Source organism: Lentilactobacillus laojiaonis (assembly GCF_020616595.1).
Lineage (GTDB): Bacteria > Bacillota > Bacilli > Lactobacillales > Lactobacillaceae > Lentilactobacillus > Lentilactobacillus laojiaonis.
In genome coordinates this window covers 1,051,990-1,069,017 of sequence record NZ_CP085278.1, presented here as the reverse complement: position 1 = coordinate 1,069,017, position 17,028 = coordinate 1,051,990, and the positions used below count along the sequence as shown (strand labels likewise).

Genomic DNA, 17,028 nt, shown 5'->3' with positions numbered 1-17,028 from the left:
TAAGAGACCTCGCTAATTGGCGAGGTCTTTTTGGTTGGGTAAATTTCGCCATGAGCTAAATTATGGTTTTAAGTAATTAACATGGATATAATCGAATATGAAGTATTAATTTAAATCGAAGGGGTTAAGTAAAATGCGTAACCTAGTTTTAATAATTATTTTGGTGTGGTTATACCTGTTATCAGTATTGCGACGATCCAAAACCCCGGCTCTTTACTTTATTTTTGGTAGTATTGGAATGTTTGTAATTCTACTTACGATTAGTCGGCCTTATTGGGTTTGGCTTTTCACACATGCAATAGTTGAGGGCGTGAACAATTTTAGTAAGCTAATAAATATCTGCCGAGTTGACACATATACCGGCCTGGTTGAAATCTTTTGTAATCCAGCGCCGATTACTATGTCAATTGATTATGAACATTCCGGTATTATGGAAACGACGGCGTTTATTTCGTTAGTTTATTTTTACCCAATTTTTAATCGACAAGAAAAACTAAAATGGGGATTATTTGGAATAGTCTGGCTCTATTTTGCCAATATAATTCGATTAGTTGTGGTAATTAGCCTAGTGTATGTCTTTGGTAATGGTTCATTTTATTTGGCTAATACTTTTGCCGGACGCATGGTATTTTATGTACTTTTAGTAATTTTGTATTATCAGGCCTTTACATATTCAGCCGTTAATTATAGAAGGAGTCTTTAATAATGTATCTGGGAAATGACTTAAAAAAAACCATTTTTGATATTTTCTTTTGGATGAGTTGGTTAACCATTCCATTCTTAATTGAAGTAATTCCTAAGTTATATGTTGAATTTATTGTCCTAAAAGACTACCTATTAAAGAAATTTAATTTTGATGAAATTGGTAAGTTGAAAGAATTTCCATTTATTACAGTCATTATTCCCGTTTATAATTCATCGCCAACTTTATGGGAATGTCTTAGATCTATCAATAGTTCTACTTATCCTGATGAACAAATTCAAATAATTGTGGCTGATAACGAGAGTGGAGATGGCTTAAGGGAAACCTTTTTTAAAATCCAAAAGCATTTTCCGAATCTAATGATGCAATATGTGAATACGCAAAAAGGTAAAGCGAGTGCTTTAAATGCCGCAATTTATCGGTCGGTCGGGTCATATATTATTAATATTGATAGTGATGGTCGCCTAGATTCACGAGCTCTCGAAAAAATCGTTAAAGATTTAGAAGATCATCCAGATTTAGCTGCTACTGGTGGTACGGTATTGACCGATCAAAAGCAAATAAAGGGTCGTTCGTTTTTTAAAACAACCGAATTTTTTGAATATTGCCAAATATTTTTCTTCGGTCGTAAATATGCCGCTAGATCAAATGAACTATTTACTATGTCAGGGGCCTTTGCAGCCTATCGCCGAGATGCCTTATTGCAGACGGAAATGTACAATACGGGATCGATTGCTGAAGACACGGATTTAACTTTTCAAGTTAGAAGTGATTTGGAAAGTAAAGTGGGATATTGTCGGGATGCCATTTTTTATACGGATCCCATTGATGGTTTTGAATCGTTATACCGCCAGCGTGAACGTTGGCAACGAGGAGAATTAGAAGTTGTAAATAACTTTTCTAAGTTAAATTTTAAGATTAAAAATTTTTTTAATAACTTTATAGTTCGCCAATTAGTTTTCGATAATACCTTTGCCTTTATGGAAGTTATCTGGCTATTTTCGAGTATTATGCTGATATCAATGCATTTATCGGCAACCATCGTAATTGTTTCTTATATCCTGTTGTATTTAGTCTATATTATTTTAGCTTTGTTATATTGGATAGGCTGTTTAATAATTATGCCGTCTCAATCTAAAAATCGGCAATTTTTAAAGGCTAATTGGCAGGTGATTTTTACTTATCCGGCCTATAGTTTTATTACCTTTTGGATCCGTTTAATTGGAATTATCGATTTCTTTACCAAAACCACTAAGTGGAATGATCAAGAATTAAAAACCTTTTTTAAGAGAATCCAACGTATTATAAAATCAGATTTTGAAGCTTTGACAGAAAGGGTGATTAGATGGTGGCAGAATTAATTAAAAGTTATGATATGCATTATTTTTTTAATACCGATCGAGTTATTGTGAGAGATACCAACATTATTCCTAAGTCCTATACTTGGGAAATTAATTGTGATTTTGAAGCCGGTGAAGGGGTTCAAGATGATAAATTATACGTAGCGGTGAAGAATGTAATTGCTAATTTTAAACTTAAATTAGATAATCGAGAAATGGTCACTGTCGAAAAAATGGCTAATGAATTATTTGAAGATATTAGTAATGAATTAATCAATAGTACTTTGATTTCTTTATCGGTAAATAGTTCTCCCATGGTGGAATATAAAATAACTAGATCAAATATTTGAGGCTAACGTAATGAAAAAATTATATTCATTTAGTATTAATACCATAAATGTAATTTGGGTAATTTTAATTAGTCTAACTTTATATTTTGCATATAATTCACCTAATTTAATTCTAGGTGATAATAGTAAATTTGGAACTAGTACCACGATTACCCTAACTATTTTAATTTTAATTAGTATTTTATTTATTATTTCTGTCTTTACCTTTACACCATTTAAAAACCTATTGAACTATATCTTTGTTAAAAATCGTAATCTAACTTCTTACATTGTGTTAGCATTGGCGATAATATTTCAAATCATTTTTGTTCACTATGTTCATCCAGCCAATGGGTTTGATGCGGGGATGTTGCACTATGCCGCCACCAATGCCCAACATGTCAAAGAACCTGATGTGATGGCTTACTTTAGTTTAAATCAAAATAATTTACCGGTCATGCTAGTCATGCATTGGATTGTGACTACTTTTGGTCATAGTTCTTGGGAATTTTTTGATTACATAAATTTAGCATTAGTCGATCTATCGGTATTGCTAAATATTGCTAGTGTAAATGTAGTTTCTAAAAAGGTGACTTCCTTTGCAGTCTATGTCCAAGCGGTAGGCCTATGTTTATTTCCTAGCATTATTTTATCCTACACTGATACCTGGGTTTTGCCTTGGGTATCGGGATATTTGTTGTGTTATTTTATTTTGCTTAGTCATCGAGTGAAGTTAATTAATAAAATCATTGCGCTAGTTTTATTTGGTCCCTTAGTGGTAATAACTTACTTTATTAAACCTTCTGCTATTATTCCGGTAATTGCGATGGTCATTATTCGAATGATTCAAACTTTACCTAATATGAATCGAATAATTTGGAAAAAGATTCGTTTATCTTTACTAAGTACTTTAATAATATTGGCAAGTAGTGCGGGAACTTACTATGCAATTTCTCAAACGGTTGCGAAACAAAATTATATTTCAGTTGATTCCGCTAGAAATATTCCCGCCATTCATTTTGCCAGTATGGGAATTAGTGGAGATGGGGGATACGATGCCCATCAAGCCTTAGAAATGGTTTTATTACCGAATAAAAAAGCTAAAAGTGATTATTCTAAAAATATTATTAAGCAACGCTTAAAAGAATTAAAACCATGGGGGTATGCGGCCTTTTTGATAAAAAAACAAGGCAATAATACTGCCGATGGAACGTTTGGTTGGCTTAAAGAAGGTCACTTTTTCATGGAAAATCAAAAGCCTAAGTCACATGGCATCAGTAATTGGCTTAAAAATTATATCTATTTATATGGACGCCATATTGCTGATTTTCGCTTTATAGCTCAAATTGGTTGGTTAGCTTTTTTAATAATTATTGGTTTTGGTTATGGGAATAAGTCTAAACAAATGTTGATGCTTAGATTGGCCTTAATTGGTGGCTTTATGTTTTTACTATTATTTGAAGGTGGGCGTAGTCGTTACCTAATTCAATATTTACCATGTTTCATTATTATGGCCTCCTTGTCGTGGAAGAACTTTTTGAAGCGAGCACGGAGAATTAATAAGCTTTGGCGCTATGGTCATGCTAAAAATGTTCAAATTGAACCAGATAACTAATAAAAACTCCAATGGATATAGCTAGCTACCCATTGGAGTTTTTATGTTGGTTTTTAAGTAAATAAGTCGTACTAAGAAAAATAGTGGCTAAAATAAAAGTTGATAGCGGTAAGACTTGGGCCATATTGGCTGGTAATACAATGATTAGAAAGGGAAAGACAAAGGCAGCTGGTAATTTTAAACTTAGAAATTTTAGCATTAGTACAATTAAAGGTAAGGCTAAAGTAACGGTCACTAACCAATTAGCGGTAAATTGAAAAATAAACCAACTAATTAAAGCGGCCAGTGATAAAGCGAAAATTTGTCGGACTAATAAGTCAAACCGGTATTTTGGTTTATTTAATACTTCAAAAAAGGTAACCATTACGGGAGGGATAACTCCCATTTGAGCATGGTCAATTAACTGAGTAAATCCTACCCAAATAATTAATAACAATAAAAAAATAAAGTAATTTAAATAATTGATCGGTTGCTTAGCTGCTATTTTAGGTTGGCCAGCTGAAATTAAGACTCCCATCATTACTATAAAGGTAGTTATGAAGATAGCAATTAAAAATGAAAATTCAGTGGCATTAACAATAATTGGTAAGAAACCAGTTGCTAGGGAAGTGGCCAAAGTCGATCTAGTTACCATTAAAAACATCATCATAAAAGTTGCTGAAAGAATTATTTTAAGGGAGTAATTAATTTTAAATTGATTGATAATAAAGCCGATAATGGCGGTACCGGAGGGAATGAAAAATATTTTATAAGGATTATTAATCCAACTAGGTTCTTCATAAATCCACATTCCCGCAATCATTGCGGCGATTTCTGGCAAAATAATTTCTCGGTCGGCTCTTAAAATGGCAATGAACACCATAAGAATCAGCACTAAAAAACCCATGCCAGTCTTTTTAATGATTTTATTTGATAATTTCATAAAATTAACTCCTATATAAAAGAATGCTAATTAACTATTATAGGGATAGTTACGAATGTATTCAAATTGTAATTACTTTGACAAATAACATGACTTGTTATTTATATTACTAAAGTGTAAACTTAAGGATAATTAAGGGGGTGTACAATTAACCCAGTTAATTAAATACATATGAATGAATATTGGGGGATTAATAGTTATGAAGACAAATTTGAAAAATTCATTATTTTTAGGGATGGCAGCCTTAGGTTTTGTAGCAGCTGCTAGCTCAATAGATGCTAATGCAGCATCAACTGTTAAGGTAACATCAAATGTACACTTATCAAAAAATGTTAATGTTAACACCACTGGTAAGAATGGAATTTATACTAAAGCAGGGACCTTAAAAGGGGCCAGAGTACTTGCTGATACAAGTGAAGCCAAACGTATTAATAAGTCAGATAGTGGTCAAGATAATGTTTTAGCTTATCGTATGGCTACCACCAATCGTGGTTCAGTTTATTATAAAGTAGTAACTTTTGATAAATCATACCGTGGTTGGATTTATGGTGGTAAAACTAAGAACAGTTTTGGTGGCGGTTTAACTAAATACACCACTTTTAAAACTGGTAGTGTAAGCTCTGATGATAGTAATAAGAAATTTTATATTAAAACTCCAGGTACTGCCAATGATAACCAGTCAACTACTTACACCGCTCCAGCTTGGACTGAAATGGGTAAGGGTCGAACTGTTACCGATTCATCAAAATATGCTAACGATGAATTAACGATTACTAAATTAGGAACTCGTACTCGTGAAGGCGATACTTGGGTATATGTAACTGATAGTGAAAATCCAAGCTTTAATGGTTGGATTTTACGTAGTGGCTTGACTACTACTAATAGCGGATCTTCAGTAGATGCTACTGATGGAATTACTATCAAATATGTTGATGCTAGCGGTAACGATATTAGCTCTAAAGTAGTTAGTTTCGCCCCATCAACTACTGATAGCACTACTATGGACATGACTAGCGCGATTAACGATAATATGCCTGCGGGTTATAGTAAGAGCACTCAAACGGCCACTACCGCTAAAAAAGGTGACACAATTACCGTTACAGTTACTCAAAATAAGAAAACAACCTCTTTAAATATTAATATGAAAGAAAAATCAGGTGAATCTAAGTTAGCTAACAATGATATTTGGAATTATCTTTCAGACGAACAACAAGAAGCTGTTAGAACTCAAATTAATTCAGCTGATAATCAAGTAGTTACAGGAACTACTTGGACTAGCGATAAAATTCAAGCAGTTATTGAAAAAGCTCTAGGTACTTCCTTTAAGATCTCGGTAGATACTACTACTAAGCAACGCGCAAATGATTCTTCCGATGCTAAAAATGTTAAAGAATATACGGTTAAATTCAGTAGTGCTGACGATGTTAAAGTAGCTAAGGATGCCACTGTTGCCGATGCAACCGCCTACTTTACAGTAGGTAGTGGTACTAGTTTAGGAGATATCTTTGGTGATGATAGTAGTTTATCTGACATTCTTAATGGTTTAGGGTTAGATAGTGATAGCGACTTATCTGATATCTTAGATCAAATAGGTTTAGGTAGTCTATCTGATATTCTAGGTGGTCTAGGACTAGGTAGTGACAGTGGTTTATCAGATATTCTTAATGGCTTAGGTTTAAGCAATAATTGAAGTGGAGTTTCATCCATTATTAATGGATTGTTCGGTAGTTCATCTACTACAACTTTAAATCATGAATTAAGCCAAGCCGGTTTAGATCAAAATAGTAAACTAAGTTCACTTAATATTGATGCGAATACGCTGGCTAAATTAAAAGATTTGGGAGTTAATAGTGGAACTACAATTGCTCAATTGTTGGAAAAATTAGGTCTAAGTAAAGAACAAACTAAACAATTGTTTAGCACATCCTTCAAGACAATTAACCAATTATTGGATGCAGTAAAATCAATCAATGATTTGGTTGGTGGTAATCTTAGCACTAATGATATTAATGCCATTAAATCTGCATTATTATTAATCCAAATACAAATCCAAGCTAAAATCTAAATAAAAAAGACTCTCTTAATGGGGGTCTTTTTTATTTTGGCTAATTATTTAGACTTTCTTTTTATAAGTAAACGGTATATGATAATTTAAATATTGTCTGAGGAGTGAGGTAAATGGCTAAACATAAACAAAAATATAAATCTCCGTATGAATCATTTGAAACTAATCAACGCTTTGAATTTGCTAGTGAATTAGCTAAACAATATCATATGGATGTCAGTGAAATATTAATGGCTTATATGAAAATTACCGCCTCTGTGGCTAATAATTTTTCGGGAAAAATTAAACAGCAACAAGAAATTGACCAACGCTTTACCGCTTTTTTAAACGACGCTCAAGAAATGCGAAATAGTTAAGATATCCCGTGATATAATATTTAGATAAATTAAAACCTAAGGAGAAATTTATGACTTATCCACAACTAGATTTAGCAAATGTAAACGGACCGAAAGCAACTATTAATACTAATTATGGTAAAATTGAAATTCAATTATTACCTGAACAAGCTCCTAAAACTGTTGAAAATTTTGTTGCTTTGGCAGAATCAGGTTACTATAATGGCGTAACTTTCCATCGAGTAATTCCCGATTTTATGATTCAAGGTGGCGATCCTACTGGAACTGGAGCAGGTGGACAAAGTAGCTTTGGTGGAGAATTTGAAGATGAATTTTCTTTAGAAGCCTTTAATTTAAATGGGGCTTTATCAATGGCTAATGCTGGTCCCAACACTAATGGTAGTCAATTCTTTATTGTTACTAACCAAAATGTTCCCAGCAAAATGATTGATCAATTAAAGGGCGCTAATTACCCCGATGAAATCATTGAAGCTTACAAAAATGGTGGAACTCCTTGGCTTGATTTTAGACACACCGTATTTGGTCAAGTAATTGATGGAATGGATGTAGTTGAACAAATTAGCAAAGTAGCCCGTAACGCTCAAGATAAACCTAAAGATGATGTAATTATGGAATCAGTTGAAATTACTAAATAAAGAATCGACTATCGTTAGTCGATTCTTTATTAATTTATAAATGTCAATCTTGTTATACAAATTTTTTTCTTCTAAAATAGTTAAGAACAATAAAATAATAAAGGAGTTCTTATTATGTCAGAAACAATGAATATTTATTTAGCAGGTCCATTTTTTGATGAACAAAATATCCAACGTGATCGTGCCAACCGTGTTGCTGAAAAACTTCGCAGTAATCCAACAGTTACCGATGTGTTTGTCCCTATGGATAGTGATGAAAATACAAGTGCTGATTTTACCCAAGCACTAGATAAACAACATGAATGGGGTACGATGACTTATAACTCTGATATTGAAGAACTTTCTAAGGCTGACTGTGTAGTGGCCATCCTAGATTTTTATGGTCATGGTATGGATGATGGAACTGCATTTGAAGTTGGTTATTTCCATGCTTTATATCCCAATAAACCAATCATGATTTACCAAGAAGGCGATGAATTAGCTAACTTGATGTTAACTAACGCTGCTCGTTATTACACTAGAGATATCAATGATTTGGCAACGGTTGATTTTAAAAATATGCCTAAAAAAGAGTACGAAGGTGCTTTATTCTAAATAAAACAAAAGCTTTACTACCAACTGGTAGTAAAGCTTTTTTTATATATTGTAGTAAATTGAAATAAACATTAAGGAAGTCCCCAACATGACTAAGAAATGCCAAATTACGTGCATGATTGGTTTAGCTGGAAAACTGTAAATAAACGCTCCTAAGGTAAAGGTAATTCCGCCTGCAACCAATAACCAGAATCCAAGTCCGGTCAGATTAGTAAATAATTGCTTACCGGCTAATAGACAACACCAGCCCATTAAAACATATATCGTGGTTTCTAATTTTTGGTGTTTTCCTTTACTAACTAGATGATTGATAATTCCAAAAATAGCTAGAATCCAAATGAAAATTAACATTAGGTTACCTAAGTTTGAGTGCAAAATTACTAAGCAATACGGTGTATAAGTTCCAGCAATTAATAAATAGATGGAAGTATGGTCCATAATTTGAAATAAACGACTAACTCTAGAATTTACTAAAAGATGATAGAGACTGGAATTTAAGTAAAGGATTAATAGGCAGATACAATAAACAGCAAGTGCAAAAATATTATATCCAGAAAGTCCTAATTGAACTGACTTATTGATTAAAAAGTAACTGCCAAATAAGCTAACTAATAAAGCTATTGAATGGGTAACTATATTCCAAAACTCGTATACTCTAACATGATTGTTCATTGCTAATCCACCTCATATAAATAATATAACTAAATGATATAGTTTTTAAAACTAGATGTCAATTTAAAAAAAGCTACTTGCATTTTGTGTCGATATAGATATATAATACTTTTGTCGTTAACGATATATTTTTTAAGGAGATTTTATGATGACAAAAACATTTAAAACTTTAGATGACTTTTTAGGTACCCACTTTATTTACACATATGATAATGGTTGGGAATACGAATGGTATGCTAAAAATGATCACACGGTAGACTATCGTATCCATGGTGGAATGGTAGCAGGTCGTTGGGTTAATGACCAAGAAGCTAATATCGTAATGTTGACTGAAGGGGTTTATAAAATTGACTGGACTGAACCTACTGGTACTGATGTTGCTTTAGTATTCCTACCTAATGAACAAAAACTACATGGTACGATTTTCTTCCCTAAGTGGGTTGAAGAACATCCCGAAATAACCGTAACTCATCAAAATGAACATATTGATTTAATGGAAACTTCTCGTGAAAAATACGCAACTTATCCCAAACTAGTCGTTCCAGAATTTGCTAAGATTACGTATATGGGAGATGCGGGACAAGATAATGAAGATGTAATTAGCGAAACTCCATATCCTGATATGCCAAGCGATATCCGCAACGGTAAATACTTTGACGAAAATTATCACCGTATTAATAAATAAAGTAATTCAAATGATTTTGCGGTAAAATTGAGTACGATGTTATGATTAAAGGAGTAAGCAAACATGCCTAAACAACGTACTTTACCATATATAATAATGGGACTAATTAATATTTCTTCCATTGGTAAATTAACTGGTTCGCAAATTTATGCTGAATTTAACGACGAAATTGGTGAATTTTGGAAAGCTTCACATAGTCAAATCTATCCCGAATTGAAGCGCATGGTAGATGATGGTTGGCTAGAAGTAAATCAATTACCAGATAACGATAAAGAAAAACTGTATCAATTAACTTCGGTTGGATTGGATATCTTAAATGATTGGTTGGCTCAACCGGTCAATAACTTGCCATTGTTAAATGATCCATTTTCGTTAAAACTTTATTTTATTAAGAACAAAAATGATCCTCGCTTAATTCCGTTGATTAACCAACGAATTAAGTTATTAGAAGAACAAATTGTTCATCTTAAAGATCGTCAAGCACAGGTGTTTAAAACTGAAGCTGATCAAGAGCAAAATTTCGGTCACTACCTAATTTTACAGCGAGCTCTTTCAAGACAAACTAGTCTGTATGAATGGCTCCAACAAATCAGATTACAACTAAAATAAAAGACTACCGAATTTTTCGGTAGTCTTTTTAGTTTACAATTCCCAATTAAAGTTTTATAATCTGATTTTAGAATGATCGTTCTAAAAAGGAGTAAAATATGTCTAGAATCCAAACTGTACCCACCCAAACAGCTTTAGATGAAGCAATGTATTTATTTTGGCAACAAGGTTACGAACATACTTCCATGCAACAATTAGTTGAGCGTATGCAAATTAATCGCCAGAATTTATACAAAAACTATGGAGATAAACACACTTTATTTATTAAGGCTTTGAAGCGTTACATTGAAATTGTTAATCAAAAATTATTAACGATGACAGCAACTGGTTCCGTTGAACAACGCTTAATCCGTATATTTGATTATTTGAAAAGTGAGATCAGTAGTTACCAAATTAGGGGATGTTTAATTGTAAATAGTGCGACTGAGTTTGGTGACCGAGATTCAGAAGTAAATCAGTTGGTGGCCCAATTTACAGAAACTAATCGAATTGAAATCTATAAAATGCTGGCTCAAGCACAAGCTACAGGTGAAGTAGCTAAGGATAAAGATATTGAACAGTTAGCGAATTTAATTAATGTGAACTTAATCGGATTTAGAGTGCTAGTAAAAGTTACTAGTGACCAAACAGTTTTACAATCAGTAATTGAAGCAACCATTAAATTGTTAAAATAAGGAGATTAGTTATGAAAGCTGTTCAAATTAAGGAATATTCTCAAAATATTGATCCACAAATAAATGAAATTGCTAAACCTAAAATTGAAGATAATCAAATTTTAGTTAAGGTTGTTTCAGCGGCTGTAAATCCCCTAGATATTATGGATATTAAGGGCGAGGTTAAATTAATGCAGTCTTATAAGATGCCACTAACACTAGGTAATGAACTATCAGGGGTAGTTGAAGAAGTAGGCGCTCAAGTAAGTAATTTTAAAGTTGGTGATAAAGTTTATACTCGATTACCAATTCCCCACATCGGAGCATTTGCTCAATATGTGGCAGTAGATGCTCGAGCAGTGGCTAAAATGCCTCAAAATTTAGACTTTAAAATGGCTGCGGCAGCCGCTTTAACTGGTTTAACCGCCTATCAAGGATTAAATGATATTTTGCATGCTCAACCAGGTCAAACTTTATTTATTCCGGGAGGTTCAGGAAGCTTTGGTCAAATGGCGATTCCAATCGCTAAATCGATGGGCTTATATGTAATTGTATCTGGTAGTCCACGAGCTAAAGAGCAAACTTTAGCTGCCGGAGCTGATGAATTTTTAGATTATAAAACTCAAAATTATTGGGAAGAATTATCTCCAGTAGATTATGTAATTGATGCGATAGGAATGTCTGAATTTGAACATGAATTATCTGTTATTAAACCCGGGGGAACTTTACTTAGTTTAAAAGCAATGCCTAATTATCAATTTGCAAAAGCTAATCAATTACCATGGTATAAAAAACTTATTTTTGGTTTAGCAGGTCATAAATTGGATAAATTAGCCAAGCAACATCAGGTTAACTATCGATTTATATTTGTTAAATCTAGTGGTGAACAATTACAAAAGATCACTGAAATTATTGAAAAAAATAATATTCAGCCAGCGGTTGATCCTACTATCTTTAGTTTAAATGATGCCAAACAAGCGCTTGAACTAGTTGCTAATGGTCATCCTAAGGGAAAAGTTGAATTTCAAATTAATTAAAAAAAGCCATCAATTATTGATGGCTTTTTTGATTAGTTTGGTGAGGTAGTAACCAATAATAATGCCTAAGCAGTTGTTGATGACATCCATGATGTCAACGGTCCGATTTAAATTAATGAGTTGGTCTAAGATAAACTGAGTAGTCTCATTAAATAATCCAATCAATAAACTAAAACTAAAGACTTTCATGAAGTTAAGGCGTTTAGTAAATAAGTAGAGATAGATTCCTAAAGGTAGCGTCATAATAATGTTTAAAAAGGATTCTAAATCAAAATTTTGAAAGGGAATAACCACAATATGAGCTTTACCAATGGAAATATATTGATAAATACTAGTACTAAAACTAAATTTGGCGACGGTAAAAATTAAATGAAAAACACAAATTGAGTAAACTACAAAGGTAATTGCAACTAAGTGATTCCAAAAGGTTGGCTTTTGTTTATAGAAATGAATTCCGAAAATTAAAATTATTATTGAAAAAGTTAAGAATGGTACTTGATTAATTAATGACAAGATTTGACTCCTTTATAATAATTTTTTCATCATTAATGATATGATATACCTATTAGAGAAGATAATTAAAAAAAGTAACTTAATAATTTTTACATATTAGGAGAAGATTAATGGCAATTTTAGTATTAGGTGGTGCCGGCTATATTGGATCTCATACCGTGGACCAATTGGTTGAGCAAGCCAATGATGTAATCGTAGTGGATAATTTATCTACGGGACATATTCAAGCGGTAAATCCGCAAGCAAAATTTTATCAAGGTGATATTCGAGATAAAACGTTTATGAATTCCGTATTTGATAAGGAAAAAGATATTGAAGTGGTCGTACACTTTGCATCATTTTCGATTGTTCCTGAATCAATGCTAGATCCATTGAAGTATTTCGATAATAATATTGGGGGAATGATTACTTTACTTGAAGTTATGCACCAACACCAAGTCTTAAAAATGGTCTTTTCAAGTACAGCTGCAACTTATGGGGAACCTAAGCGAGTTCCAATTGAAGAAGCGGATCTTAAAATTCCTACCAATCCCTATGGACAAAGTAAGTTAGGAATGGAAAATATTATTAAATGGTGTGATGAAGCTTATGGCATTAAATTTGTAGCTTTAAGATACTTTAATGTTGCCGGTGCCAAAGTTGACGGAAGCATTGGCGAAGATCATCGCAATGAAACCCATTTAGTACCCATAATTTTACAAGTAGCGAGTGGAAAACGTGATAAATTACAAATTTTTGGTGGGGATTACGCCACTGAAGACGGAACGTGCGTTCGTGATTATGTACACGTATTAGATTTAGCTAAAGCTCATATTTTAGCAATTCAGTATCTCAATGAGAACCATGCTAGTACCGTATTTAATTTAGGTTCATCTACTGGTTTTTCTAATATGGAAATTTTAAAGGCTGCTCGTAAGGTAACTGGAAAAGCCATTCCAGCTGAAGTCGTTGAACGCCGAGCTGGAGATCCGGCGGTGTTAATCGCGGATTCTAAGAAGGCGAGAAATATTTTGGGATGGCAACCCCAATATGACGATATTGAAGAAATAATTCAAACAGCTTGGCAATGGCAACAAACTCATCCTAACGGATACGTTGATGATGAACTAACCATTGAATAAAAATAGTGGGCAATCAAAATTTTGGTTGCCCACTATTTTTTATATTTAAAATTGGTATAGTCCTAAAAAATGATAATAAATTGTGGTATTGTTCAATTGTTTGTGGTAATATTTTTACATTGGTATTGGTTAAATCATTTAATTTAAATACATATGAGTATATTACTAGGAGGGATACAATATGATTAAAACATACTTACAACGTATGGGCCGTTCGCTAATGTTGCCGGTTGCTACCTTACCAGCTGCAGCATTACTTATGGGAATCGGTCATGCGTTACCATCAACTTGGGCGTTTGCTTTATTTTTACAAGCGGGGGCAAATGCGATCTTATCAAACTTACCAATGCTATTTGCAGTTGGTTTGGCCTTAGGAATGTCAGTAGATAAATCCGGGGCTGCTGCTTTATCGGGATTGGTTGCTATGTTAGTGCCAATGTTTGTATTAGATCCAGTTCAAGTTGCTACATATTACCACACGACTGTTGGTAAAATTAACCCGGCATTTGGAGCAATTAAATCCAATGTTTTAATAGGGATTGTGGCAGGGTTAGTCGCCGCTGCTCTATACAATAAATTTCACGAAACCAAATTACCAATGGCTTTATCATTTTTCAGTGGTAAACGCCTAGTTCCGATTTTAGCTTCAGTTACTATGTTAATAATTTCTGGATTATTATTGGTAATTTGGCCACCAATGTATGATGCCTTGGTAGCATTTGGTAAATTCATGGTTGGTCTAGGTGCATTAGGTGCCGGACTTTATGGTTTATTTAACCGTTTATTAATTCCTACTGGATTACACCAAGCTTTAAATTCCGTATTTTGGTTTAACGTAGCCGGAATTAATGATATTGGTAAATTCTGGTCTGGTGATGGAATCCGTGGAGTTACTGGTATGTATCAAGCTGGTTTCTTCCCAATCATGATGTTTGGACTACCAGCCGGAGCTTATGCTATTTATAAAAATGCTTTACCAGAACGTAAGAAAGAAACTGCCTCTTTAATGCTAGCTGCTGGGGTAGCTTCATTTTTCACCGGGGTAACCGAACCGCTGGAATTCTCATTTATGTTTGTGGCTTGGCCACTATATGTGTTACACGCAATCTTTACTGGATTTTCATTAGGTTTAGCAGCATTTATGCATTGGATTGCCGGATTTGCCTTTTCTGGCGGTTTAGTGGATTACATTTTAAGTTTCCATTTACCATTAGCTGATAAACCTTACATGTTAATTGTTCAAGGCCTTTTAATGGCTGTGATCTATTACTTTGGTTTTGATTTTGCGATTAAAAAATTCAATTTAATGACTCCGGGTCGTGAACCAGTAGAAAGTACAGACGGTGGCGACCAAATCATCGAAGATAGTAACGATGATAAATACACTACTAAAGCTAAGAAAGTTTATATCGCTATTGGTGGTGCTGATAACATTAAGATTGTTGATAGTTGTGCTACTCGTTTACGTTTACAATTAAATGACACTAGTTTGATTGATGAAAAAGCTTTAAAACGTGCCGGAGCTGCAGGTGTAAACGTAGTCGATAAAAATAACTTACAAGTAGTAATTGGGACAGACGTTCAATTTGTTGATACGGCATTAGCTAAATTAAATGATGCTAACATTCCACTTTCTGATCTAACAATCTCAACTGATAATCCAGTGGCAGAAGATCAAGCAATTGAAAGTAAAGCGGTTGATGCTCCTAAACCAGTTACTGAATTATTGCATAGTGTTGCTAATGGACAATTCGTTGATATTACTCAAGTAGCTGATGATACCTTCTCACAAAAAATGTTAGGGGATGGTTTTGCCATAGAACCTAGCGATAATACTATTGTTTCACCCGTTGATGGGGTTATTACTACAGTATTCCCAACTAAACACGCCTTAGGAATTAAAACTAATGATGGTGTTGAGATTTTGGTTCATATGGGATTAGATACGGTTGAATTAAAAGGTGAACCATTTAGCGTTAAAGTAAATGATGGCGATCAAGTAGTAGCTGGTGATACTTTAGCCTTGATGGACTTAGACCAAGTTAAAGCAGCCGGTAAACAAACTACTATCGAAATTGTTATGACTAATATGGACCACGTTGGAAACCTTAAATTTGATAATATAAAAGAAGTTAATCACGGCCAAGTAATTGGTGCGGTTACTACTAAATAATTAAAAAAACATCTCAATTTATGAGATGTTTTTTTATGATTAATTATCGAATAATCAAATTGTTATAAGTTTGAATTGTTCGCATTTTAAACCGATAAATTAAATTTAGGGTTTATTTTTTGAAAAAAATGGATTATACTCGTATGTATAATTTTTTTTGGCCAACTTTACTCATTTACTGGCCATGATAAACCCTAAAGGAGATATATTTATGCAAAATGAACAAAATTTAAGTAGTACACCTGAAGAAAGAATTGCTTTAACTAGTGTTTTAAAACCTAGTTGGTATATTGAACAAATGAAAGGTTGGACTCGTCGAAGTTATATTTTATTAACGATTGGTTTAATAATTATCATTGGTTCTACTTTCTTAAGCCCAATTAATCCAATTTCAATTGTAACCATGATTGCGGCAGTTTTAGGATTTACTTGTACTATTTCAATTACCAATACCAAACCGTTGAATGGTATTTTTGGATTGGTAAGTGCATTAATTTATATTTTTGTTGCTTTTGCAGCTAAGAATTATTCAGATATTTTATTACAAGTGGTATTTATTGTTTTACTTGATTTACCGGTATTATTACTACCCGGTTGGTCAAAAGATGTTGATAAAAAAGTACGACAAATTAAAAATACTACTAATTCTAAAAAAACCTGGGCACTATTTGCCCTATTCTTTGTAGTTGTTTTAATTGCTTTATATGGTTTTGAAGCACACTTTACTGATTCACCAAGACCATTAGTTGATGCAATTACTTCTACTATCGGGGTTACTGCAGCCTTAATGACCACTTTACGTTACTCAGACACATATTACTTATGGTTATTACAAAGCATTATGTCCGTTGTCCTTTGGGGAATTACTGCTCTTCAAGGTGGGGCTAACTGGGTATTATTTATAACTTACCTACTATACCTAAGTAATGACTTAATTGCTTTATTTGATAAAGACGTTGCTTGGTTTAAAGAAAATAACTCAAAAGTTAAAGAAATTAAATAATAA

At 33.2% G+C, this 17,028-nt stretch carries 19 protein-coding genes; 16 read left to right on the top strand and 3 right to left on the bottom strand.

Features of this window, described 5'->3' with window-relative positions:
* The first annotated feature begins 133 nt into the window (after positions 1-133).
* The 4 genes from xrtG to LHL71_RS05540 are packed head-to-tail and all read left to right on the top strand — an operon-like array spanning position 134 to position 3,987.
* On the top strand, positions 134-703 hold the full coding sequence (gene xrtG / locus LHL71_RS05555) for an exosortase family protein XrtG (protein WP_227360810.1): 570 nt from the start codon (positions 134-136) through the stop codon (positions 701-703).
* 2 nt (positions 704-705) lie between these two features.
* The gene (locus LHL71_RS05550; protein ID WP_227360809.1) at positions 706-2,064 is read left to right on the top strand and encodes a TIGR03111 family XrtG-associated glycosyltransferase; all 1,359 of its coding nucleotides are present in this window, start codon (positions 706-708) and stop codon (positions 2,062-2,064) included.
* Positions 2,052-2,393, top strand: a complete 342-nt coding sequence (locus LHL71_RS05545) for a hypothetical protein (protein WP_227360808.1) — start codon at positions 2,052-2,054, stop codon at positions 2,391-2,393. Before LHL71_RS05550 ends, LHL71_RS05545 begins: the two co-directional genes overlap by 13 nt.
* Before the next feature lie 10 nt (positions 2,394-2,403).
* Complete coding sequence (locus tag LHL71_RS05540) at positions 2,404-3,987, top strand: TIGR03766 family XrtG-associated glycosyltransferase (protein WP_227360807.1); 1,584 nt, start codon at positions 2,404-2,406, stop codon at positions 3,985-3,987.
* A 25-nt stretch (positions 3,988-4,012) separates the two neighbouring features.
* Here the strand turns inward: LHL71_RS05540 and LHL71_RS05535 are convergent, their stop codons facing one another.
* The gene (locus LHL71_RS05535) at positions 4,013-4,909 is read right to left on the bottom strand and encodes a hypothetical protein (RefSeq protein WP_227360806.1); all 897 of its coding nucleotides are present in this window, start codon (positions 4,907-4,909) and stop codon (positions 4,013-4,015) included.
* A gap of 199 nt (positions 4,910-5,108) precedes the next feature.
* On the opposite strand from LHL71_RS05535, the gene LHL71_RS05530 reads away from it, so the two are divergent.
* The 5 genes from LHL71_RS05530 (at position 5,109) to LHL71_RS05510 (ending at position 8,559) form a co-directional block, all read left to right on the top strand.
* A complete protein-coding gene (locus tag LHL71_RS05530; protein ID WP_227360805.1) occupies positions 5,109-6,599 on the top strand; it encodes a hypothetical protein in 1,491 nt (496 codons plus the stop codon).
* A 27-nt stretch (positions 6,600-6,626) separates the two neighbouring features.
* A complete protein-coding gene (locus LHL71_RS05525; protein ID WP_227360804.1) occupies positions 6,627-6,974 on the top strand; it encodes a hypothetical protein in 348 nt (115 codons plus the stop codon).
* A gap of 113 nt (positions 6,975-7,087) precedes the next feature.
* Positions 7,088-7,330, top strand: coding sequence for a hypothetical protein (locus tag LHL71_RS05520; protein ID WP_227360803.1), 243 nt, complete (start codon positions 7,088-7,090; stop codon positions 7,328-7,330).
* A 50-nt stretch (positions 7,331-7,380) separates the two neighbouring features.
* On the top strand, positions 7,381-7,965 hold the full coding sequence (locus LHL71_RS05515; protein WP_227360802.1) for a peptidylprolyl isomerase: 585 nt from the start codon (positions 7,381-7,383) through the stop codon (positions 7,963-7,965).
* A gap of 114 nt (positions 7,966-8,079) precedes the next feature.
* Entirely contained in the window at positions 8,080-8,559 is a 480-nt protein-coding gene (locus tag LHL71_RS05510; protein ID WP_227360801.1) for a nucleoside 2-deoxyribosyltransferase, read from the top strand.
* A 42-nt stretch (positions 8,560-8,601) separates the two neighbouring features.
* On the opposite strand, the gene trhA is transcribed toward LHL71_RS05510, so the two are convergent.
* Positions 8,602-9,231: a PAQR family membrane homeostasis protein TrhA gene (trhA, locus tag LHL71_RS05505; RefSeq protein WP_227360800.1), complete on the bottom strand. Its 630-nt coding sequence runs from the start codon at positions 9,229-9,231 to the stop codon at positions 8,602-8,604.
* Positions 9,232-9,379: 148 nt separating this feature from the next.
* Here trhA and LHL71_RS05500 point away from each other — a divergent pair, with 148 nt between their 5' ends.
* The 4 genes from LHL71_RS05500 (at position 9,380) to LHL71_RS05485 (ending at position 12,215) form a co-directional block, all read left to right on the top strand.
* The gene (locus tag LHL71_RS05500; RefSeq protein ID WP_227360799.1) at positions 9,380-9,916 is read left to right on the top strand and encodes a phenolic acid decarboxylase; all 537 of its coding nucleotides are present in this window, start codon (positions 9,380-9,382) and stop codon (positions 9,914-9,916) included.
* Between the two features lie 63 nt (positions 9,917-9,979).
* Positions 9,980-10,525 carry a PadR family transcriptional regulator gene (locus LHL71_RS05495; protein ID WP_227360798.1) on the top strand — a complete coding sequence of 182 codons (546 nt, stop codon included), beginning with the start codon at positions 9,980-9,982 and terminating at the stop codon, positions 10,523-10,525.
* 98 nt (positions 10,526-10,623) lie between these two features.
* A complete protein-coding gene (locus LHL71_RS05490) occupies positions 10,624-11,199 on the top strand; it encodes a TetR/AcrR family transcriptional regulator (protein ID WP_227360797.1) in 576 nt (191 codons plus the stop codon).
* A gap of 11 nt (positions 11,200-11,210) precedes the next feature.
* Complete coding sequence (locus LHL71_RS05485; protein ID WP_227360796.1) at positions 11,211-12,215, top strand: NADP-dependent oxidoreductase; 1,005 nt, start codon at positions 11,211-11,213, stop codon at positions 12,213-12,215.
* Between the two features lie 9 nt (positions 12,216-12,224).
* Here the strand turns inward: LHL71_RS05485 and LHL71_RS05480 are convergent, their stop codons facing one another.
* Positions 12,225-12,728 carry a VanZ family protein gene (locus LHL71_RS05480; RefSeq protein ID WP_227360795.1) on the bottom strand — a complete coding sequence of 168 codons (504 nt, stop codon included), beginning with the start codon at positions 12,726-12,728 and terminating at the stop codon, positions 12,225-12,227.
* 110 nt (positions 12,729-12,838) lie between these two features.
* Here LHL71_RS05480 and galE point away from each other — a divergent pair, with 110 nt between their 5' ends.
* The 3 genes from galE (at position 12,839) to pnuC (ending at position 17,025) form a co-directional block, all read left to right on the top strand.
* Positions 12,839-13,849 (top strand): UDP-glucose 4-epimerase GalE, encoded by a 1,011-nt coding sequence (gene galE, locus LHL71_RS05475; protein WP_227360794.1) that lies wholly within the window; start codon positions 12,839-12,841, stop codon positions 13,847-13,849.
* Positions 13,850-14,033: 184 nt separating this feature from the next.
* Positions 14,034-16,022: an N-acetylglucosamine-specific PTS transporter subunit IIBC gene (gene nagE, locus LHL71_RS05470; protein WP_227361621.1), complete on the top strand. Its 1,989-nt coding sequence runs from the start codon at positions 14,034-14,036 to the stop codon at positions 16,020-16,022.
* A 211-nt stretch (positions 16,023-16,233) separates the two neighbouring features.
* The gene (gene pnuC, locus LHL71_RS05465) at positions 16,234-17,025 is read left to right on the top strand and encodes a nicotinamide riboside transporter PnuC (protein WP_227360793.1); all 792 of its coding nucleotides are present in this window, start codon (positions 16,234-16,236) and stop codon (positions 17,023-17,025) included.
* The last annotated feature ends 3 nt before the right edge of the window (positions 17,026-17,028 follow it).